The following is a 20530-nucleotide window of genomic DNA, read 5'->3' as shown; positions in this document are numbered from 1 at the left end:
GCTCATCACCTCTCGAGCAGCTTTGCGAGTCCGTCTTCACTGACGATCGGGATCCCGTAGTCGCGGGCCTTCTTCGCCTTGCCCGAGAGCGAGTCAGGATCGGCGGCAACGACGAGCTTGACCTTCTTGGTCACGGTCGGATGCGGCACGTAGCCGCGGTTGCGCAGCTCCGCCTCCCAGACCTCGCGTGGACGCACCATGTCACCGGTGAGCACGATCAGATCTCCCGCCGCGAGGGTGAACACTTCCGAAGCCAGTCCATCGACGTCGGGTCGCACGTCATCGATGGCGGCGGCGATGTCAACGTCATCGAGCTGCAGCAGAGCGCCGACTGCACGCAGATCAGCCTTCTCGTCCTTCGTCAGCACTCCATCCGCCCACGCGCGTCTCTCCAGCTCGACGAAGTAGTTGCGATGAATGCCGTGGACCGCAGTTCGAGTGAGCCCAAGCTCCGTAGCCACAGTGCCCAGCTGCGCGCCCTCGCTCACCGAGATGAGGCCGTCCAGCAGACACCGGTCGAGTAGGGCTGTGTACTGCGCTGCTGCGCCATCGACGGCGTCGCGCACGGACTCGGTCGAGATCCGCTCCAGAAAGCTGACGGGAGCGCTGGATGCCGTAGCCCGAGGCTTCGCCATGGCACTGGTCCGTCGACCCACGGGGTAGGCGTGCGACCGGCCTGCCTCGGCGGTGCGCTGCCAGTACTCTGCCCATCCCGGCCACGTGGAGCTCGTCCGCTGATAGTGCGAGAGCAACTGAGCGGTCGCGTAGGAGTCGGAGCCGGCGCTATGTGAGAGGCCGGCTTCGATGGAACACGTGACGCACGCATGCGCCAGCGAGCAAGACGCTCCGAGGCCGAAGCTCGATCCCAGCGCCATCGTGCAGACGCTCGGCATATCGGCATGCAGCCAGTAGCCGGCTCGTTCGAACTCGGCGTGCAAGAACCGCAGGTCGAACGTCGCGTTGTGTGCCGCGAACACCCGTCCGCGCAGCAGATCGGCGAACTCCGCCGCGATGTCGGCGAACACGGGCGCATCCAGGATGTCGGCAGCGCGGATCCCGTGGATGCTCTGCGGCCCGAGGTCGCGCTCAGGATTGACCAGCGTCTCCCAGCGCGCGGTGATCGTGCCGTCATCCTCGACGTGCGTGACACCGATCTCTACGACCCGGTGGTGGTACGACGGCAAGATGCCGGTGGTCTCGAAATCTACGACCGCGAAGCTCATGACTGTTCCTCATCGAGGTGGCTTTGGGTGTCCGTTGACGAGGAATCACCGGTGCGCTGGAGGCGGTTCGCGAGTTTCTCTGCCAGCCGGCCTGTCGACTGGCGGGCGTTCTCGAGTGTCTCGGTGCTGAAACGGCCCGCGGCCTGGAGCCCGTCCTTGCTGGCACCGACCATGGCATCGCGCACATCGGCGGCCGCAGCGGACCAGCGGCGGGCCTCGACGAAGTCGCGCTCGTCAGCGAGCCCGAGGGTCAGGTGAAGGTCTCTGACACCCGACGCGACCTCGTTGCTTGCGTTTACGACCACCTTCGCCGAAACGGGATTCAGTAGCACCTTGGCATTCGCGCGAGTGGCTGCCGCGTCCATCCTCGAAACGAGCTGCGACGTGGCCTTCGAGATCGCATCCTGTCGCCGCTGACGCGCCGTGTGCAACGCAAGCCGGTGGCTATCGATTTCGTCAGGTGAACTGTCGAGCACACGATCGATCTCGAGCACCGCCATCGCGTCCTGCAGCTGGAAGCAGCGCGCAAGGACTGCAAGCCACTCGATGACCGTGTCCTGCGCCTGCTTCGACAGCTCGGCGAGGTCGCCCATCTTCGTCTCGTTCTCGAGCTTCTCGGCGAGACCGTCGAGCTGGCGCAGTGCGTACGCCTGAGTGCGAGCGATCGTGGCGGCCGAACCCTGCACCTTCGACCAGGTGACCTCTGACACGCGGCCGACCTCTGCGCGGACGACCATCGCTTCATCGAGCATGAGCTCGACGCCGATCATGTCAGCGAGCACGGCGTCTTTCTGGGCACGGAGGATGTCGTCGACCTTGGCATCGATCTTCGCGAGGTACTCGGTGATCTCCTCCATCTGCTGCTGCATCGCGTACTGCGCCATGATCCCGCCGACTCCAGCGAGCATCGCGGGGTTGGTGAGCATCGCGCCAGGCTTGGCGACGAACTGCAGGTTCTTCGCGAACTGACCGTTCGCCCCGCGTGTCGTGGCCTGGACGAACTGCCCGCCCGAACGCTGCACGAGGTTCGCGCTCTGCGCGGCACGCGCCGACTCCTCGGTCAGCTTCATCCACCGCCCGGCGTTGGCCGAAACCTCCGACGCCGTCTGCAGGGCGGACCCGCTCTTGGCCACAGCCGAGTTCAGCGGTCGCAGATCGAGCTCACGCGACGGCACACCCGCGGAAGCCACGAACAGCTCGACCGCGGCCGGTGCGCCGATAACGACCAGGCCGTCTCCGTCGCTGATCATTTGGAGGTCATCACCGGACGTCTCGAGAGGCTCGGTGTCGTCGGTCATTTCTTCGTCCTTCTTTGGTGCCGGGCCGGCTCAGTCGGTGAACTCGAACTCGAGGGTGATCGTTGGGTCGATGGCTTGGACGATCCGCGTGTAGAAGGTCTCGGCCTGCTCTTCGAGCACGGGGCGGAAGCCGTCGATGTGCTCGTCAACCGCCTGCTCTGAGAGGAGTTCCTCGAACACCTCGGTCGTGTCGATTTCGGGCGTCGTCCAGCTGAAAATGCCGTTCTCCTCGTTGGCCACGCTCAGATCAGGGTTGGCGTAACCGAGGTAGATGAACTTCGGGATCGTGACGCGATACGAGTCGTCGCCCGTCCGTACGATTTCGACATCCTTGCCCTCAATGCCGAACTTCGCGTCGTACTCGTAGCGCACGAGCATCGACCGTTCTGTGCCGGCGAGGGTGAAGAGCTTGATGTCGCCGATGGCGAGCTTGAGGCCATCGCCTCGCTCCTCCTGGACGTCCGTCATGCCCGCGGTAAGCAGGATGACCTGCTCTTCGCCCGTGATCGAGCGGATGACCTGGGTGTCTCGGGCCTCGGTCGCGCCGAGGAACTTCCCGACCGTCAGCCCGGCGAAGGCGGCTGCAGCGATGAGGCCGAGCACGAAGAGGACGAGCAGGACCTTGGCCCAGAGTGGCGTCTTCTTGACGGGTTTGGGTGCAGGTGCGGTCGCCGAAGGCGGCGCGGCCGTGGTGGTCATGCGGTGAATCCCCCAAGATTCATGCAACGGTGCAGTCTTGTGAATGTATCGGGTCCGGGTCGCGCTCGCGATCAAGCGCCGGCTCGGGATGCCGCCTCCCCGGCATCGCGGACACGCAGCTTGCCCGACATGAGCTGTGGGAGGAGAGTGTCGCGAGTTGCGGCGAGGGTGCAGTTCTCGATGAGGGCCGCTCTGGCTGCGTCGTGGAGCGGCGTAACGGATGCCGCAAACGCCTGCAACGCGTCGTCGGTGGGAACCCGTACCTTGAGTCGCCTGAAGGTTCCGCGGCTGAGCTCCAAGAACGTCGCTCCATTTGCCCACGAAATGAACTCGTCGATGCGGCTCTCCATCTCATGGAATAGCCACCACCGCATCTGAGAGTCATTAGGCTCGACGACGATGAAGCCCTGGTTGACCGCTGTTGGCACGTTGTTGACCGCAAGCGCGCCGATCGTGGCGCGGGAGGTCATCATGATGACACCCGGCTCGAACAGCCTCGAACTGCATGCATCCAGGCCCGCGGACGTTATCGTGCGGGCCGTCGACTCGAGATAGGGACCGGCGAGCGCGGTCATGTCTGTGGGCGTCGCCCAAAAGACATCCCCATCCCAGAACGCGGGGTTTTTCGTGCTGGGTGTGCCGCCTCCGCTGACATTGGCGATCTCATCGAACGTTGGACCCCACGCTGCACCGCGTGCGGCGGCCCTGAACTCCGCTGAGGCTAGTTGCGTTGCGGTAGCTGCGAGGGCGGCGTTGGCAGCGATCTTGTCATCGAGGGCGCCCAGCACCTCGGCGATCGCCTGCTGCTCGGCCCGCGGGGGAACCGGCACGCGGTGTCGGAGAATTTGGTCCCTAGACAGGTTTGGGAAGACGGAGCCGGACACGCCTGCCAGAAGGTTAGGCAGAGACGCATCCAAGGCGTACTTCACTATCCGACTATCGACACCATCGCGGGCACGCAATGCCGCGATCCCGCGGCCGATCGCGTAGTCCTGATCCGCACGGTTCATTCGGCCCGTCGTCGACCCGCGAACGCAGAACAATACGTCACCGGCACGCGCGAATCGGACACCCGCATCCGTCCACTGAGCCGGGAGAGGATGTTGTTGTCCGAACTCGGTTGGACCGTTGAGGAGCGGCAGCCCAGTCGGGCTGCGGCGTACCGTTTCACCCTTTGGTGACTGACCCATCTCAATGGTCGCGAGATCCGCTATTGATCCGATCGGGTAGTTCACGATAGCCTCGCCAACTGCTCACGGACTACCTCGGCGAGCTGCGCGGACTCGGCGAACTGCGCCTCGAGTTCCGACCGCAGTCGGCCAAGCTTCTCTTCGATCGGCTCGTCGTCGTCCTCAGCCTCGGCGGCCCCGACGTAGCGCCCCGGCGTCAGTGCGTAGTCAGCCGCCTTGATCTCCGCGAGCGTCGCCGAGTAGCAGAAGCCCGAAACGTCCGCGTATTCGTCGGGCGCAGCATCCGATTCGATTCCTCGCCAGGCGTGGAACGTGCCGGCGATCCGCGCGATGTCCTCATCCGACAGGGCGCGCTCGGCGCGATCCACCATGTGACCCAAGCCCCGGGCGTCGATGAAGAGCACCTCGCCCGCCCGCGCGCCCTTGTCTTTCGCGAAGAACCAGACGCACACCGGAATGCCCGTCGAGCGGAACAGCTGGGTCGGCAGGGCGACCATGCACGAGACGAGGTCGGCTTCGACGATCTCGGCGCGTATCTGACCCTCACCGCCGGAGTTCGATGACATCGAGCCGTTGGCCATGACGACGCCGGCCTGACCGCCGGGGGCCAGCTTCGAGAGGATGTGCTGGATCCAGGCGTAGTTCGCGTTGCCGGCGGGTGGCACGCCGAACCGCCAGCGCGGGTCGTCTTCATTGCGCGCCCAGTCCTTGATGTTGAACGGCGGATTGGCCATCACGTAGTCAGCCTGCAGATCGGGGTGCAGGTCGCGCGCGAATGTGTCACCCCAGCGCGGGCCGAGGTTGCCCGAGAGTCCGTGGATCGCGAGGTTCATCTTGGCCATGCGCCACGTGCGTTCGTTGAGCTCCTGCCCGTAGACCGAGATGTCGCTCCCCTCACCGTGATGCAGGTCGATGAACTTCTCGGCCTGCACGAACATGCCGCCCGACCCGCACGCCGGGTCGTACACGCGGCCGTGGGTCGGCTGCAACAGCTCGACGAGAACCCGCACGACGCCGGCCGGCGTGTAGAACTCGCCGCCCCGCTTGCCTTCGGCGGCCGCGAACTTCTCCAGGAAGTACTCGTACACCTCGCCGAGCAGATCGCGGGCGCGGCGTCCGTCAGACCCGCCCTGTCCCTGGGCTGCGAACCGTGCCGAGTTGAACAGGTCGACGAGCTCGCCAAGGCGACGCTGGTCGACGCTGTCGCGGTTGAAGATGCGCGGGAGCGTGCCCGAGAGCTGGGGATTCGCCTGCATGACGGCATCCATCGCTTCATCGATCAGCGCGCCGATCGACTTCTCTGCCGCGTCCATCGACGGTCCCAGACCCTTCGCGTTCTCAGCGAGGAATCCCCACCGCGCATTTGCGGGCACCCAGAACACGCCACGGCCCGTGTACTCGTCGGTGTCGTCGATGAGTTCGGCAATCTGCTCGTCGTCGTAACCCTCGGCGGTCAGCTCAGCGCGGATGCCGGCACGGCGCTCGTCGAATGCGTCCGATACGTACTTGAGAAAGACGAGCCCCAGGATGACGTCCTTGTACTGCGAGGCATCCATCGACCCGCGCAGTTTGTCGGCCGCCTTCCAGAGCGTGTCTTTCAGCTCCTTCATTGTCGACGGTGCCTGCGGGGCGGCTTTTGTGGTTCGAGCCATGAGGTTCCTTACTGCGGGGCGGATGCCGTGCCAGCGGCGATGTCAGATGTGGTGAGAGTCACCGCGCCTGCGACGACAGCGGCTGTCAGCGTATCGGCGTAGTGGTCGAGATCGGTGATGCGGGTCTGCAACTCTTGGCGGGTCGCGGCGATGTCGGCGAGCGCCTGGCGAAGAGGCTCGGCGGCACTCGGTGCGACTCGTCGCAGAGTCCAGCGACGCCACGACCCCGGACCGCCCGTCGCTGTTGCGACGTCAGCGGCGATGAGCTCAGGTACGAGTCCGCTCGGGTCGGCGGCGTTGATGCGCATGATTCGGGCCGGGTACGCCACGACCTTCGAGCCGTCCGGGTCGACCCAGGCTGCGGGCGTCGGGGCGGTGCGGAAGACAATGTCTCCGGGCGCGGTGAGACGAGCGGTGGGATGCCGCGACGCGAACACCATCGGGTCGATCCGGCGCGCACCGATCGTTGTTGGGTGGTCGAGCGACTCGGCCGTGATCGCGACGAGGCCGGACTCGGCGTCCTCGTCGGGTGCCATCCGGATACCAGGGAGCACTCGCAGGTGTCCGCTCGCGACAAGCGCATCGACGCGGGATGAGTGAACCCGGGCCGCCGGCGAGGTTGCGGGGGCGGCATCCACCACGTCAACGCCGGCACGCACTCGAGCCTGGTCGAGCAGTGCGGGCAGGTCGCGCACAGACGTCGCCGCTGCGCGAGGAGACTGCGGAATGAGGCCGCCACGCGAGGCGAGCAGCGAGGCCGTCCGGACGAGCCGCGCGAAACGGAAAGCGTGGCCTCTGACGTCGATCGCGCCTCCCATGGCGGCGAGAACGTCACTTGTCAGGTCGGCCCGGGTGGCGGCGGTCAGGCGCTCGGCGGTGAGATCCGCGACCGCGGTGAAGCGGTCGGCGATCGGGACGTCGCCCGTCTCACGCCCCAGCACCCACAGCGCGAGCGCTTCACGCGGGGCCGACGTGACCAGGCCCGCGGGCAGCTTGACGATCGCGCGAACCCGTCCGGACCGCATCACGTCGGCGCGGGCGCCCACGTCGGCGGACGACAGGCGTTCCGTCAGTACAGACGCCGGTGCGACCACGATCGCGCGGTCGGCGTCGCGCATCTCTAGTACGAGGTCGTCGATGACCCGCAGCATCTCAGTGGCCAGACGCGCGTCGCCAGCGGGAAGGCGAGTGACGAAGAGAGTGGATGCCGCACCGGAGCGATCCGGCGCCACGGGCAGTCCTTCTAGCAGCCGGCGTCTGCGAACGGCGCGCCCCGCGGCGTCGCCGGGCGCAGTGAGCTCAGTGTCGTCACCGATGCACGCCGCGAGCTCAGACGCGAGAGTGGGGAGGATTCCCGCGTTCACGACGACCTCGGGATTGCTCGATGCGGCGAGGCCGCGGGCGAGGTCGCCGAGCAGTCTTTCGATCTGCGCAGAGAGCGGGCCGGCCGAGCCCTGGGCAGCTCGCGTCGCGGTGTGCCGACGTTCGAGGATCCGCGAGGCCGCCAGCGGCGAGTACGCGGCGTCGGCGAGGACCTGTGCCCACTCCATCCATGACGGGTTGGCGGCGGTGGTTTCGGCGACGAGGCAGGAATCGTCCGGATCGGACGCCTGGGCGATTCGGTGCAGCGCCGTCTGGTCGAGGTCGGCGAGCGGCTCGTCCGCGACGGCGTTGACGGTCAGCAGTGCATCGATGCGGGCGACATCGGAGGCGTCGGAGATGTCGAAGTCCGCCGGTGAGGCCGTCGTTGCCGCATCGGCGATGGCGTCCGGGTTGTTGCCGTGATCCGTTCGTGTCAGCCATTGCGCGACAGACAGTGCGTCGAAGTACGGACGTCCGCCCTTCTCGTGGATCGAGGGCGGGAACGGGTCGTCAGATGTGCTGAAGCGCGAGCGCCACATCGACACCACCGGGCGCTGCACGTGGGCCAGCCGGGCGACGCCGGTCAGGTCGATGAGCAAGGGTGCGGTCGTGGGCATGAAGACACCGTAGCGATGCGGACTCGTAAGCGCGACCAGTGCTTCTGATATCCCGGGTTATCAGCTTTCAGTGAGTCTCGGCTGGGATGTATCGACATGATCGGTGGCGGCGGCACCAGTCGCCGCGACAGGCGGGGATCCGCTGGGGAGCCTCCCCGCCTGTCGGTAAGTCACCACACCGACTTGGAGCACATCATGAACCGGTTCGCACCTCTGGCCGCGGCATCCATCGTCCTCGCCTTCGCGCTGACGGCCTGCTCATCCACGCCGCCTCAGGACTCGGGCAAGACGCCCGACACCGCCCCCGTGGCATCGGCCGAACCGACGCCGGAGCCCACCGAGGACGCCGCCGAGTCCGAGTTCGGCGAGTCGGCGACGAGCACGCGGGGCAACCTCGTCAAGCAGATCGGCCAGCTCGCGGGCACGTCGTCGCTGGCGAGCGAAGTCGTGACCTCGCGGTTCGCCGTCACGGACATCGTGCTCGATCCGGAGTGCACCAGCGGCTTCGCCGACACGCCTACCAACGGCCACTACCTCGGTGTTCACCTCAATGTCGAGACGACTCCGGAACTGGCGCAAGAGGAGTTCCCGTGGATCTCATTCACGCAGTACGACTGGCAGGCCTACGACGCCGACGGGAAGCGGCTCAACGATCCGGTCGGCAACGCGTGGTCGTGCCTCGACAGTGGACAGCAGCTCCCGGCGCAGATCGGGCCGGGCCAGAGCGTCTCGGGCTGGATCGTGCTGGATGTCGCGGCGACGAATGGGTTCGTCGTTCTTGCGATGAGCGGCGCGCCGACGGGCTGGGAGTGGGCGTACTGATGCGCCCGCTTTGACAGCAACAACCACAAACTGATCGGAGCATGACATGAACGAGAACGACGTCAACCAGACAGCGCACGAGATCAAGTGCCCGCACTGCGGCACCCTCTTCACCATCGACGAGGCGCAGTACGCCGACATCGTGCAGCAGGTGCGCACCACCGAGTTCGAGCACGAGCTTCACGCACGTCTCGCGGAAGCCGAGAAGTCCAAAGCCACCGAGATCGCCCTCGCTGTGGCCAACGCAAACCAGCAGGCGCAGAAGGCGAGCGCTGCCAAGGACACCGAGATCCAGCAGCTCAAGTCCGAGCTCAAGTCGGCGGCGACCGCCCAGGAGCTGGCCGTCGCAAAGGCTGTGTCTGCTGCGGAGAAGAACCTCAACGAGGCGAAGAGCAAGCTGGAGCTTCAGGAGGCGGAGCAGAAGGTCAAGGACGCTGCGCTCAAGGAGTCCCACACCAAGGAGCTCGCTCTCAAGGATGAGCTCATCGACCGCTATAGGGACATGAAGGCGAAGCTCTCGGTCAAGCTCCTCGGAGAGACCCTCGAGCAGCACTGCGAGATCGAGTTCAACCGCATGCGCTCGCTCGCCTTCCCGAACGCACAGTTCGGCAAGGACAACGACGCGTCCGCCGGCACGAAGGGCGACTACGTTTTCCGCGACTTCAGCGACGACGACGTCGAGTACGTCTCGATCATGTTCGAGATGAAGAACGAGTCCGACGTCACCGCGACGAAGAAGAAGAACAGCGACTTCTTCGCCAAGCTCGACAAGGACCGCAACGACAAGGGCTGCGAGTACGCGGTGCTCGTCTCGATGCTCGAAGAGGACTCCGAGCTCTACACGGGCATCACGGACGTCTCACATCTGTACCCGAAGATGTTCGTCGTCCGCCCGCAGTTCTTCCTCGCTATCATCGCGCTGCTGCGTAACGCCGCCCAGGACACCATCGTGGTCAAGGCCGAGCTCGAGCAGATCAAGAAGCAGAACATCGACATCACCGACTTCGAGTCCGAGCTCGAGGGATTCAAGTCCGCGTTCGGTCGCAACTACCAGCTCGCCAAGGGCAAGTTCGATACCGCGATCAAAGAGATCGACAACGCAATCGATCGACTCCAGAAGGTCAAGGACAACCTCCTCGGATCCGAGAACAACCTCCGCCTCGCGAACGACAAGGCGACGGCGCTCACCGTCAAGAAACTCACCAGGGGCAACCCGACCATGGCAGCCAAGTTCGCCGAGCTGGACGCCGCCGAAGAGCGGGACGCCGCGTAGCACCCTGCGGACGGGGAGTCCTCTGGCCGGAGGACTCCCTGCCAGCGGTCAAGCCAACGAACGGTTAGCCGGCCTGGCGAGCGATTCAAAGAGTGGATCGCCGGACATTCGCCCGGCATCCGAGAGAACCACAGCGACGCACCGAGATCACACAGACGAGACCCAAGACCCAAGCTCCAAGCCGAACCAAGGAGAGAGAACGAAGGACGAGCTAAGTAAGAGGCCGAAGAAGCAAACCAGAGAGAGGGAAGGAAAGAAGGAGAGACCAGCAATGCACGCAGGCACCGTGGGTGAGCGAGACCCTTTAGAAGCGCTCTCCGACACATAGCTGCAAGCCACAAAAATGCCTGGATAACGTGCAAAACTCACCCTATCCTGGCGGCATGCGCGGCGGCCTCGAGCGTTGGAAGCGGGGTGTCGAATCCAGAGGGGTTCGACAGGCGATCGGCTACGCCCTCGGGGGCAGCTGCGACGCTCACCTGCAGCACTCCCCCGGCGTCGACGCGCTCGAAGCGTACGGTGCGACATCCGGTTCGACCGTCTCCCGGTTCATCGTGGCGAACGGCGTCATCACCTCCGACGAACTCACCGCCGGCGGCCTTCGTGTATGGCTCAGCGGCCACGACCCGGTGACTGGGGAAGAGCGCGGCCATCAGCGGCTGAGCCCCGACGCCGACCTGCTGCTCGACGGGACGATCAACCACCCGAAGTCGTACAGCATCGCAGCGTTGCTGCATCCCGAGCTCGCCGCCGAGTTCGAAGCGCTGCAGGACCGGCTGCGTGAACGCATCCTTCTCACGTGGCAGACGGAGCTCAACGCGCGGCGTGGGCACGGAGGGCTCATCCGCGAGGACATCACCCGCATCGAGGTTGTCGAGCTGCAGCATCGGCGCTCGCGCGCGCTCGACCCGCACATCCACCGTCACCTGTGGCTGAACATCAAGGTGCTCGGCGCGGACGGCGAGTGGTCGAACCTCGACTCGCGTGTCGCGATGAAACTCCACACCGTCGTCAACGCCGAGGGCGAGCTCGCCGCCCGCACCGACCCCGCCTGGATCACCGCGCTCGCCCGGCACGGGTACACGCTCGACGAGACTGGCGAGATCACCGGGCTCGCCGGCACCGTCCGACCCGTCTCGCGTCGGTCGGCGCAGATCGAGGGCAACCGCGCGCGCCTGATCGCGGAGTGGTCGGCGGCGCACGGAGGATCTGCGCCGAGCGTGGAGGTGCTGCAGCAGATCGATCGCCGCGCGTGGGCGGTGGCGCGTCCGGACAAGCCCACCGATCTCGATGAGGCTGTGTGGGAGGCCCGCGTTCGCGACGAGCTCGCAGCAATCGATCCGAATCTGATCACCCCACGCGCACCCATTCCCGTCGCTGCGACGGACGCCGATGCCGTCGGCCTAGATCTGCTCGCTGCTCAGGCGGTCGTCGACGCGGATGAACGGTCCACCTCATGCGGCGGCAGGTTCAGTAGCTTCGACATCCGCGCGGGAGCGATACGCGCCCTCTCGCGCACGGGCGTCGTCGCGGAGCGCGACCGGCTCGACGGCGTGATCGCCGAGATCACGTCGCGGGCCGCGCGGTCTGTGTACCGCTTGGTCGCGGAGGATCCGCCGGCGCACGTGAAGGCGTTCATGGCGACCGAGACCGTGCGCGCCAAGGTGCGTCTCGCCGGACTCCTGGACGCGCTCGCACGACCGGGTCGCTCCCTCCTTCCGGGTGAGTTGCACCGGCTCGCCCCGAACGCGGATCTGTCGATGATGGATGCCTCACAAGGCGTTGCTGCGTGCGCCATCGCCGGCTCGGACGGCCTCGTGACGGTGACCGGCCCCGCCGGCGCGGGCAAGACGACGATGCTGCGCGCTGCGTTCGCTGCGCTCACGTCGCAACGGCGGCGGATGCTCGTCGTTGCGCCTACTCGAAAGGCGGCATCGGTGGCGTCCCGCGAGGTCGGGGCCGCGGCATCCAGTATTCATGCCCTGCTTATGGACCACGGCTACCGATGGGGCACCGACGAGGCAGGTGCGCAGGTGTGGACCAGGCTTCGAGTGGGAGAACTCGATCCCCGCACGGGCATCGTCTACGGCGGACCAGCCCAGTACGTGCTGCGTCCTCGCGATCGGATCGTCGTCGACGAAGCCGGCATGATCGACCTGCAGACGGCGAACGTCCTCGTCGAGCTCGCGATCGAGCACGGTGTCGGGCTGGCCTTCGTGGGTGACACGCACCAGGCGCTGCCGGTCGGACATGCGGGTGCGATGATTTCGGCGATACGGCACGCGAACGCGGCGGTCGAGCTCGACACGGTGCACCGGTTCCGCGATCCCGACTACGCGGCGCTCACGCTGCGGCTCCGGGATGCGGGTGATCGCGAGCGTGCGCTGGTCGCCGCGGGCGAGCTCGCTTCGCGCGGTCACGTTGATCGGGTAGAACATCACGACGCGGCGCGTGAGCGGATGATCGACGCGTACTTCGTCTGGCACGCACGCGGCAAGCGGGTGACGCTGGTATCTGGCACGAATGCGGAGGCGGATGCGATCAACGACGCCATCCAGCAGCGGCGAGTCGATCAGGGCGAGCTCGACGTCCGCGTCGCCGCGTGGGGAATGGGCGAGCAGCGGATCCTCGTCGGCGACGCCGTCCAGACCCGTCGCAATGACCGGTTCACGGGAGTCGAGAATCGCGCGCAGTGGATCGTGCGCGGCATCCGCGAGTCAGCCGTCGACCTCGTCTCCGTGGGCGACAGTGGCGAGGTGGCGCGGGTGTCCACCGAGTACGCGCGCGAGCACCTGCAGCTCGCGTACGCGTCCACCGTGCACGGCGTGCAGGGCGACACCGCCGATGCGTCAGTGGTCGGACCGGATGTGGATGCCGCGGGGCTGTATGTGGGGCTCACGCGCGGGCGGCTGAGCAATGTCGCAATCGTCGTCGCGCGGACGGACGCCGCAGCCCGCGAGTGCCTCGCCGAGTCGATGCAGCGCGGCATTCCCGAGTTGACCATGCAGGATGCGGTGCGCGCGGCCCAGGCCGAGATGCGACGGGCGGCGCGGAACCGCGAGGTGATGGCTACGGGACCGGTGGTAGGGGCGCCGAGTGTGGGGCGCGGGATCGTGATGTAGCCGCGTGCGATGCGCAGGGCGCTCAGCGGCGAAGCTTTCGTGCTGGCTATTCGGGCGCGGTCGGATGCGCCATGAAGGGAACTCGCGGCCACCTTCTCGCCTGTCTTGATGAAGGGCGGAACTTGCTCAGGCACAAATCGGTGCACGTCGCTCAATCGTGTCGACGTGCGCGGGTTCGGAGGCACGGACGCCAGCGGGCCGTCACGAGCGCGCCGACGACAATTCTCGTAGGGATCCGACCGAGATCGACCAACCCACGAGCCGGCGTGAGAACGCGCCGACCACGGCGCCGCAGTAGACCCATCCGTCGCTTCCCGGGGCTGCGTAACGTCGTAGAACCACAAACGATGCGGCGCGTCGGCCAGCACTACCGTTTCACGAGCCCAAGCGATCCACGGCGGCGACCTCGCCGAAGTCCTCGCGTCTGATCAAGTCGGGTCTGCTGAATGCGCGAGCTGGCCCTCCACGACGGACGATGAGCACCCAGCGGTGTCACATGAACGGTAGTGTCGGTGGTTGTGGGGACAATGTAAACGTGACTCGCGACGAACCAACGACTAAGACCGTCTTGATCCTCGCGAACTCTCGCAAGTTCGAGCCCGGTCGTTGTGTCGCCGGCATCGAGGTTATTGATGGCCACGCTGGGGTATGGGTTCGGCCGGTCAGCGCCAGGCCACACGGCGAGGTTTCCAAGTACGAGCGGAGTTACGAAAATGGCGATGAGCCCGAGCTGCTTGATGTAGTTGAAATCCCGCTCGTGCGGCCCGTGCCGGTCAACTACCAGTCGGAGAACTGGCTCTTGGATCCGAGTGTGTACTGGGCGAGGGTCGGGCAAGTGAGCCACCGGTCGCTCGAACGAATCCTCGATGGCCGAGACCTATGGATTGACGGCACGACCAGCACTCGGGCAGGTCTTCACGATGAAGTCCCGTTGTCGGTGGCAGCCCACCACACTGACTCGCTCCGGCTGATCTACGTTAGCGACCTTCAGTACCGCGTATTCGCCCCAGGTGCAGACTTCGGGAATCCGAAGCGCCGGGTTCAGGCCCATTTCACGCACGTCGGCACTGAGTACCGACTTTGGGTCACCGACCCCAACGTCGAAGACGCCCTTCTCGCATCGCCAGATGGGATCTACGCCATCGGCGGCGCGTACCTGACAGTCAGCCTTAGCGAGCCTCACAATGGATACACATACAAGCTGGTGGCAGCAGTGATGCCGCTCGGTACCTAGGAGGTGGCTCGGACGATGAATCGCGTATTCACTATCGGTGCATCGACCATGCCGATAGAACGTCTGCTCGAGTTGCTACGCGTGCACTCCATCACCGCAGTCGCCGACGTGCGCTCAATCCCGGCAAGCCGCTTCATGCCTCAGTTCAACAAGAAGCCGCTGCGAGACTCACTTCGTACCTCCGGGGTGCGCTACGTGTTCCTCGGTGATGAACTCGGTGCACGGTCCGCCCGTGAGGAGTGCTACGTCGACGACGTCGTGCAGTACGAGCGGCTGGCCCAAACACCCGAATTCGAAGCCGGAATCGAGCGCGTGCTCGACGGGGCGAGTCGCGAGCGGATCGCGTTGCTGTGTACGGAGCACGATCCGCTGGACTGCCACCGGGCGATCCTGGTTTCTCGTGTGCTGGCGGAACGCGATACCGAGATCCATCACATCCACACGAATGGGCAACTTGAGTCTCACGGCGATGCAATGCTGCGGCTCAGGCGGAAGTTCCACCTTGACCAGCCGTCGCTTCTAGACGACGAGGACGATCAACTTTCCGAGGCGCTTCGGCGGCAAGAACAGCAGATAGCCTACGTCCGGTCGGAAGCGGCCACAGTCTCGTGAAGCTCTACACCATCGGGTTCACAAAGAAGTCTGCCAAGCAGTTCTTCGGGCTGCTTCGAGAGAGCGGAGCTGCCAAACTACTCGACACCCGACTGAACAACGTGTCGCAGTTAGCTGGCTTCACAAAGCGTGACGACCTGGAGTTTTTCGCAAGGGAACTCTGCGGCATGACATACCGGCACGAGTTGCGGCTTGCACCGAGTGACGACTTCCTCACGGCCTACAAGAAGGGCAACTTGCCGTGGTCGAGATACGAGGATGCCTACCTCGACCTGATCCGCGGTCGACGAGTCGAGCAGGTCCTCGAGCCTGTCGACCTGGACAATTCCGTCCTGCTCTGTTCGGAAGCAACTCCTGAGCGGTGCCATCGGCGACTTGCCGCCGAGTATCTTGCAGCCTCCTGGGGCAACGTCGAGATCGTGCATCTCTGAGTCGTCGAGGTCGCTCACGTCAACCCAGTCGACCCTGTGACCGAACGCCCGGCTATGCCCAGGTGGACACCGCCCCATGGTCGTACGGTGCGCAACCGATACCACCGTCCGCGCGAGTAGCTCAGACTGGTGGGGAGGCGAATCCATCTTCAGACGGACGCCCGTGTCTCATGTCTTGGCTGCGCGGAGGCTCTCGCGATACGCGGCGCGGGCGCCGTCATATTGATCGTCGCTAAGGGAGACCATGTACGCGACGGCGTCTCCGGACCATGAATGCGATGCTCCGATGCTGTGCTTCCACGCGTACTTCGGGTTCTCGCGCAGCTTCTCCTGCCAGCACAGTGCCTGGTGATCGCGGCTGGTTAGTTTGCGCCCCGTGCGCTTCTCGTTCACCATGTCGATCAGCTTGGTCGCGCTGAACGGATGGGTCTGATTGGGGTCGGTCCTCCGGATTGCGATCTGCCCATCCGCCGTCGGCGACACAGCCACGACGAGATCTGCGCTGCTGAGCTTTTTCTGCGACTGCATGTGGATGTCGTAGACCGTGGCAACGCGCCCCATGTCTCCACCCGCGGCCTGGGCGTCGTCCATGAGGTGCCGAAGCTCGGTGATGAAGTCTTCGACCTCGGCAACCATGGTCGCGTTCTTGTCGACCTTCATGAACTGAACAGCGTCGGCGGGCGCGGTCGCTCCCAATGGCAACAGCTGCCACGTCATGGAGTCGGCGAGATCCTTCTTGAACTTCGCAACCATAAAGTCCCGGTAGTTCAGGATGTTCTGCTGCAGGAACGGGTAGATGACAGCACCGAGCCCCTGCGCGTTGTAGAGATGAATCGCTCGATCCCTGTACTCGGTGAGTGCCTTCACATTCGCCGTCACCGCTGGTCCGTCAATGTCTGCTGGCCACAACTTACTTGCACTAACTCGACCGAGCGCATCGTCGATTGTGATCGATCGATAGCGTTCGCCGCGCCTTTTGGGGTAGAAGATCGATCGGTTCTTCTGCCGCAGCGTTGCCTTGAGCGCGAGCTCCCAAGCATTGACGATGAGCATCACCGTCACTTCGTCGCGGTACGTCATTTGCGGCTTGTTATAGACCTCGACCGCGGCGAGCATGGCAGCGAGTGAGTTGTCGACCAATCGCTTGATCGAGACATATGGCGCGCTCATCGGTTGGACTCCTCGGGATGGGTTCTAGGTCGGGCGCAACTAGCTCCAAATCGGACGCGCGTTGTTTCGTCCAAATCGAGAACATCGAGACTGCATGTTCCGTTGGTCTCCCTGACCGGATCGAGGTCTCCGTCTTCGCAAGCGAGTCGGAGCTTGACGAGCCGTTCAGTACCTCTTGTTCCTCGGCGAGTCGCCGACATGACAGTGCGCGGCCCCGCCGCGCTTCAATCACCGTAGCGTGCTGCCCTTCGTAGCCATCGCGTGGACATGCCGTAACAACGTTGGCGCGATTTTCCGGTAGGGCGTGATCCAGGGCGACTGCTTCTTGGAAGGGCGCGTTCGAGAACGAGCACGAGGAGATCGTCGCCCACGAGGATCCACGCGGGAGGTTCATCGTCGTCACGAATGCGCGCGGCGGTACCGAGCGTTATGCGATCGACGACCCAATGACGGCGGCCTACTTAGAAGCGCGCGGCCTCGACTGGCGATAACTCACATCGGCGAACCGGCCTGGTACGTTCGCGTCGTGACGCTGGAACTGGGGCCAGACGACAAACGCATGCGGCTGCGTTACGCCGGAACGTGCCGGCTCTGCACCCGGCACATCTCCGCCGGCGAGGAAGCGGTCTACGAGCGCGGCTCTAAGACCGTCCGCTGTATCGACTGCGCGGCCGAGGTCACGGGTGTGGACCGCGGGGAGGCTGGGGCGTCCGCGCGACGCGAATACGAGCACCGCAGAGACAACCGAGAACAGCGGATCCGTACCGACCACCCGAAGCTCGGCGGGCTGATCCTCGCGCTCACCGACGACCCGCAGAGCACGAAAGCGTGGGAACGCGGCGCCGTCGGTGAAGAGCTGCTGGCGCGGCGTCTCACCTGCCTGCCCGACAGCTTCCGGGTTCTGCATGACCGCCGCATCCGAGGCACCCGCGCGAACATCGACCACATTGTGATCGGCCCGACCGGCATCTGGGTGATCGACGCGAAGAGGTACTTGGGCAAGCGTCCCGCGCTGCGGGTCGAAAGCGGCATCATCCGGCCGCGGGTCGAGTCTCTGCGTATCGGCGGACGAGACGGCACCAAGCTGGTCCAAGGAGTGCAGTCCCAAGTCGAACGAGTGACCGCGACCCTCGGAGAGGCGGCCCCTCCGGTGACTGGCGTGCTGTGCTTTATCGAAGCCGACTGGCCACTGATCGGCGGCTCCTTCAGCGTCGATGGCGTCCATGTTCTGTGGCCGCGCCTGCTGGTACAGCGCATGACGGACGCGCCACCGCGGTTCACCGACGTCGACCTCATCCACGCCCAACTGGCCAGCGCCTTTCCCAGCGCATAGTGCGGCCACCGGGTCGGAGTCGGCGCCTTGAGCAAGTCCGACGACGGAGCGCCGCCCACTCCCCGCGATCGCGCAGTGCCTGCCCGCTGCTTGGACGATGGCAGCACCGCCCATCGCGCGCTATCGGGGGTCGACGCCGAAGGCGCGCAGCAGCGGTACGCGGGGGATCATCCGGCGCGGGCCGAGCTGGACCGTGGGGATGGTCCCGCTCTCGATTCCGAGCTTGATCGTGCGGTAGTCGACGCCGACGAGCTTCGCGGCATCCTTCATCGTCAGTGCCAGACAATCTTGTGATCGGTTCATGGTCCTGCCTTTCGGTGAGCCAGCAGTGTCAGTCTCCCTTCGTCGCAAAGTACCACATGCGTGAGCCAAGATCGACAGTCTTCTTCGCGAATCCTCGCGGACCTGGAATAGTGGGCTTCATGGCAGACGTCGAGACGTACGACTTCAGCGACGAACGCATAGATCTCGGCAGCGGGGTGACGCTTCCGAGGTCCTGGCGCGCACGCGTGTCGGGTGAGCAGGACGTGCCCGGAACGATCACCGTCCGCGTGGAGTGGGACGACGTGCTGAGACGCACGGCCGTCTCCTTCGCTGCGCTCGAGCGCGAAGCGGAAGGCGTCGACATCACCGGCCAGGTGCTCCGTGAGGTGCGAACGCACTGGATCATGACGAGGTCCGCCCTCGATGTCGTCACCGTCGACGTCGGCTCTGAGGATGGCGGCGAACGCGACCGCATTCCGGTGCGCGAGTTTCTCAGTCGCGTGCGGGCGCATGAGGAGCGTGAGCCTTTGGAATCCCTCCACGCGGCGATCTCTGTCTATCGCGTCGCCACGGCAATCAGCTATCCGCCACTCAAGCTTGTCGCCGACACCCTGCAGATCAGCCAGAGCACCGCGACGCGCCTCATGAGTCGCGCGCGCGACTCGGGCCTGGCGCCGGAGGTCCGGATCCAGGAGCCGCGGCGGGCGCCGGCGGTCGACCCATACAACCCTGGCCAGGCATTCGACCCTGCGGCGCCACACCGCGGGCCAGCTCAGCCCGGCGGACCGTCGATCGGACGATGAGCAGCCAGTCGGTGTTACCGCAGGGAGACCCGATCAGGGCGAGCGACTAATGGCGTGGTTTGAGCAGATTGCTCAGTATCGCGACCGTTTGCGGTTCTTAGCTTAGCAATGTGCTCATTTGACTTTTCTTGTCGCTGAGCGAGTCCCAAGGCCGGGATGCCCTGCGCCACTCGGCGGCGAGCAGCCCTGATTCTTCGGGGTTTTCTGCCCGCATTTTGCCCGCAAACCGTTTCCCACAACGCGTCTTCGGCGGTCGCGCGATGTCGCCGGCGATCGCCGAGATCCGCGTGATTACGCGGTTTATGCGGGTTTGGGTCGAATTGAGCATTATGCTCAGTCGTGTTCGAGTCCCTCCAGGGGCATCTCCTTTTGTTGCCAATCTGACCTGGGGGTTTATCTTCGTGAGCAAGAGTCTCGAGCAGACGATTGAGCCCACAATTTCAGCGGATCGAGGTGCGCTCGGCAACACCGGGACTTCGTCGGTGAGCGTGTCCGCTATTCGTCGTTCGCCTGCTCTTCGATCCAGTCCACGACGTCGTCGGCAAGGTATCGGCCGCCCGGTTCGTCTTCGCTGTCGGGATCGCCGTCTTCGTTGTCGTCGGGGTCGAGAGCATCATCCGCGCCGGGTTCGGGGTCTGCCGCCCAGACGTTGTCTGCATTCGCACTGTCGGCGATCTCGTCGATCTCGGCTGCGATGTCTGCGGGCACGGCGTCGCCGTTGTTCGCGATCAGCCAGTCGCGGGTTTCGGGGGCCAGGCGCGCCCAGATCTCATCCATCGCCATGGCGAAAGTGTCCCACCGGGCGTCGCGTCCGTCGACAGGTACGGCATCCCGCTCGGCGACGACCCGTCGGGCGAGCACCGCGTTGTCGCGATAGACGAGCGGTACTCGGCCCGGCGCTGACCCGCTCACTTGGCAGCGACGTTGAGCTTCACCGCCTCGGTGACGAGGATCTTGACCGCGGCGCCATCGACCAGGCTTGCTTCGGTGAAGTCGATGGCTCGGACGACCTTGCTGTCCAGTCGCGTGTTGAACAGGTCGTTGGGCGCCATCCGGGCGCCCTTGCTGAACGTCAACCGCACCGTGTTCTTGAGCACGTCGATGAAGCACACGTCTCCGGCGTGGGCCCAGAACGCCACCCCCTCCGGCTTCGACGGCTTCTTGTACTTGACCACCTCGACACCATCAGGATCGGCAGCCCGGATCGCGGCCCGCAGCGCGACCAGCGTCTCCTGCTTCCAGCCGTCCTGCTGCGCGATGATGTCATCGATCTGTTCCGAATCCGACTTATCACTCATTCGCGAATACTCGCGAACACATCCACGGAAAGCAATCACTAAGCCCGGCTACTGCGCATCGGACAGCGACAAGTTCCGGCGCTGAGCACCCCTCCCCTCGCACGCACCCGCTGGCGGTCGTACGCTG

General features: G+C 65.1%; 18 protein-coding genes. 8 read left to right on the top strand and 10 right to left on the bottom strand.

The genetic code is table 11. From position 1 onward, the window contains the following. Positions 1–5: 5 nt before the first annotated feature. The 6 genes from ACFVSU_RS16695 to ACFVSU_RS16670 are packed head-to-tail and all read right to left on the bottom strand — an operon-like array spanning position 6 to position 8041. Positions 6–1223: an exonuclease domain-containing protein gene (locus ACFVSU_RS16695; protein ID WP_387145394.1), complete on the bottom strand. Its 1218-nt coding sequence runs from the start codon at positions 1221–1223 to the stop codon at positions 6–8. Next, positions 1220–2521 carry a hypothetical protein gene (locus ACFVSU_RS16690; RefSeq protein WP_387145391.1) on the bottom strand — a complete coding sequence of 434 codons (1302 nt, stop codon included), beginning with the start codon at positions 2519–2521 and terminating at the stop codon, positions 1220–1222. The genes ACFVSU_RS16695 and ACFVSU_RS16690 overlap by 4 nt, the downstream gene beginning before the upstream one ends. 30 nt (positions 2522–2551) lie before the next feature. Further along, positions 2552–3295: a hypothetical protein gene (locus ACFVSU_RS16685; RefSeq protein WP_387145388.1), complete on the bottom strand. Its 744-nt coding sequence runs from the start codon at positions 3293–3295 to the stop codon at positions 2552–2554. Then, on the bottom strand, positions 3292–4455 hold the full coding sequence (locus ACFVSU_RS16680; protein ID WP_387145386.1) for a restriction endonuclease subunit S: 1164 nt from the start codon (positions 4453–4455) through the stop codon (positions 3292–3294). The genes ACFVSU_RS16685 and ACFVSU_RS16680 overlap by 4 nt, the downstream gene beginning before the upstream one ends. Beyond that, positions 4452–6062 (bottom strand): type I restriction-modification system subunit M, encoded by a 1611-nt coding sequence (locus tag ACFVSU_RS16675; protein WP_387145383.1) that lies wholly within the window; start codon positions 6060–6062, stop codon positions 4452–4454. The genes ACFVSU_RS16680 and ACFVSU_RS16675 overlap by 4 nt, the downstream gene beginning before the upstream one ends. 8 nt (positions 6063–6070) lie before the next feature. Further along, positions 6071–8041 carry a hypothetical protein gene (locus ACFVSU_RS16670; protein ID WP_387145380.1) on the bottom strand — a complete coding sequence of 657 codons (1971 nt, stop codon included), beginning with the start codon at positions 8039–8041 and terminating at the stop codon, positions 6071–6073. A gap of 195 nt (positions 8042–8236) precedes the next feature. On the opposite strand from ACFVSU_RS16670, the gene ACFVSU_RS16665 reads away from it, so the two are divergent. The 6 genes from ACFVSU_RS16665 (at position 8237) to ACFVSU_RS16640 (ending at position 15535) form a co-directional block, all read left to right on the top strand. Next, positions 8237–8863 (top strand): hypothetical protein, encoded by a 627-nt coding sequence (locus ACFVSU_RS16665; RefSeq protein WP_387145378.1) that lies wholly within the window; start codon positions 8237–8239, stop codon positions 8861–8863. Positions 8864–8909: 46 nt separating this feature from the next. Further along, on the top strand, positions 8910–10136 hold the full coding sequence (locus ACFVSU_RS16660) for a DUF2130 domain-containing protein (protein WP_387145375.1): 1227 nt from the start codon (positions 8910–8912) through the stop codon (positions 10134–10136). 383 nt (positions 10137–10519) lie between these two features. Then, complete coding sequence (locus ACFVSU_RS16655) at positions 10520–13258, top strand: AAA family ATPase (RefSeq protein ID WP_387145372.1); 2739 nt, start codon at positions 10520–10522, stop codon at positions 13256–13258. 535 nt (positions 13259–13793) lie between these two features. After that, positions 13794–14492, top strand: a complete 699-nt coding sequence (locus tag ACFVSU_RS16650) for a hypothetical protein (protein WP_387145370.1) — start codon at positions 13794–13796, stop codon at positions 14490–14492. A gap of 15 nt (positions 14493–14507) precedes the next feature. After that, positions 14508–15104: a DUF488 family protein gene (locus tag ACFVSU_RS16645; protein ID WP_387145367.1), complete on the top strand. Its 597-nt coding sequence runs from the start codon at positions 14508–14510 to the stop codon at positions 15102–15104. After that, the gene (locus ACFVSU_RS16640) at positions 15101–15535 is read left to right on the top strand and encodes a DUF488 family protein (protein WP_387145364.1); all 435 of its coding nucleotides are present in this window, start codon (positions 15101–15103) and stop codon (positions 15533–15535) included. The genes ACFVSU_RS16645 and ACFVSU_RS16640 overlap by 4 nt, the downstream gene beginning before the upstream one ends. A 168-nt stretch (positions 15536–15703) precedes the next feature. Here ACFVSU_RS16640 and ACFVSU_RS16635 read toward each other — a convergent pair whose 3' ends face one another. Beyond that, complete coding sequence (locus ACFVSU_RS16635; RefSeq protein ID WP_387145361.1) at positions 15704–16705, bottom strand: DUF3644 domain-containing protein; 1002 nt, start codon at positions 16703–16705, stop codon at positions 15704–15706. Positions 16706–17231: 526 nt separating this feature from the next. Between ACFVSU_RS16635 and ACFVSU_RS16630 the strand changes: the two genes are divergently transcribed. Continuing rightward, positions 17232–18038 carry a nuclease-related domain-containing protein gene (locus ACFVSU_RS16630; RefSeq protein WP_387145358.1) on the top strand — a complete coding sequence of 269 codons (807 nt, stop codon included), beginning with the start codon at positions 17232–17234 and terminating at the stop codon, positions 18036–18038. Positions 18039–18158: 120 nt separating this feature from the next. Here ACFVSU_RS16630 and ACFVSU_RS16625 read toward each other — a convergent pair whose 3' ends face one another. After that, positions 18159–18341, bottom strand: a complete 183-nt coding sequence (locus ACFVSU_RS16625) for a DNA-binding protein (protein WP_387145355.1) — start codon at positions 18339–18341, stop codon at positions 18159–18161. A gap of 224 nt (positions 18342–18565) precedes the next feature. Here ACFVSU_RS16625 and ACFVSU_RS16620 point away from each other — a divergent pair, with 224 nt between their 5' ends. Continuing rightward, positions 18566–19105 carry a hypothetical protein gene (locus tag ACFVSU_RS16620; RefSeq protein ID WP_387145353.1) on the top strand — a complete coding sequence of 180 codons (540 nt, stop codon included), beginning with the start codon at positions 18566–18568 and terminating at the stop codon, positions 19103–19105. Between the two features lie 495 nt (positions 19106–19600). Here ACFVSU_RS16620 and ACFVSU_RS16615 read toward each other — a convergent pair whose 3' ends face one another. Then, complete coding sequence (locus ACFVSU_RS16615; RefSeq protein ID WP_387145350.1) at positions 19601–20017, bottom strand: hypothetical protein; 417 nt, start codon at positions 20015–20017, stop codon at positions 19601–19603. Continuing rightward, positions 20014–20403 carry a DUF1801 domain-containing protein gene (locus ACFVSU_RS16610; RefSeq protein WP_387145348.1) on the bottom strand — a complete coding sequence of 130 codons (390 nt, stop codon included), beginning with the start codon at positions 20401–20403 and terminating at the stop codon, positions 20014–20016. Before ACFVSU_RS16610 ends, ACFVSU_RS16615 begins: the two co-directional genes overlap by 4 nt. Positions 20404–20530: the final 127 nt, after the last annotated feature.

The organism is Microbacterium sp. NPDC058062, assembly GCF_042885375.1.
GTDB classification, from domain to species: domain Bacteria; phylum Actinomycetota; class Actinomycetes; order Actinomycetales; family Microbacteriaceae; genus Microbacterium; species Microbacterium trichothecenolyticum_C.
Note: the sequence above shows the minus strand (reverse complement) of the source record. Positions and strands in the feature narration are given on the sequence as shown.

Coding starts and splice junctions, on each gene's coding strand:
- ACFVSU_RS16675 (WP_387145383.1), bottom strand. CDS start 6,062: ATGGCTCGAACCACAAAAGCCGCCCCGCAGGCACCGTCGACAATGAAG.
- ACFVSU_RS16660 (WP_387145375.1), top strand. CDS start 8,910: ATGAACGAGAACGACGTCAACCAGACAGCGCACGAGATCAAGTGCCCG.
- ACFVSU_RS16665 (WP_387145378.1), top strand. CDS start 8,237: ATGAACCGGTTCGCACCTCTGGCCGCGGCATCCATCGTCCTCGCCTTC.
- ACFVSU_RS16645 (WP_387145367.1), top strand. CDS start 14,508: ATGAATCGCGTATTCACTATCGGTGCATCGACCATGCCGATAGAACGT.
- ACFVSU_RS16670 (WP_387145380.1), bottom strand. CDS start 8,041: ATGCCCACGACCGCACCCTTGCTCATCGACCTGACCGGCGTCGCCCGG.
- ACFVSU_RS16635 (WP_387145361.1), bottom strand. CDS start 16,705: ATGAGCGCGCCATATGTCTCGATCAAGCGATTGGTCGACAACTCACTC.
- ACFVSU_RS16695 (WP_387145394.1), bottom strand. CDS start 1,223: ATGAGCTTCGCGGTCGTAGATTTCGAGACCACCGGCATCTTGCCGTCG.
- ACFVSU_RS16690 (WP_387145391.1), bottom strand. CDS start 2,521: ATGACCGACGACACCGAGCCTCTCGAGACGTCCGGTGATGACCTCCAA.
- ACFVSU_RS16625 (WP_387145355.1), bottom strand. CDS start 18,341: ATGAACCGATCACAAGATTGTCTGGCACTGACGATGAAGGATGCCGCG.
- ACFVSU_RS16655 (WP_387145372.1), top strand. CDS start 10,520: ATGCGCGGCGGCCTCGAGCGTTGGAAGCGGGGTGTCGAATCCAGAGGG.
- ACFVSU_RS16610 (WP_387145348.1), bottom strand. CDS start 20,403: ATGAGTGATAAGTCGGATTCGGAACAGATCGATGACATCATCGCGCAG.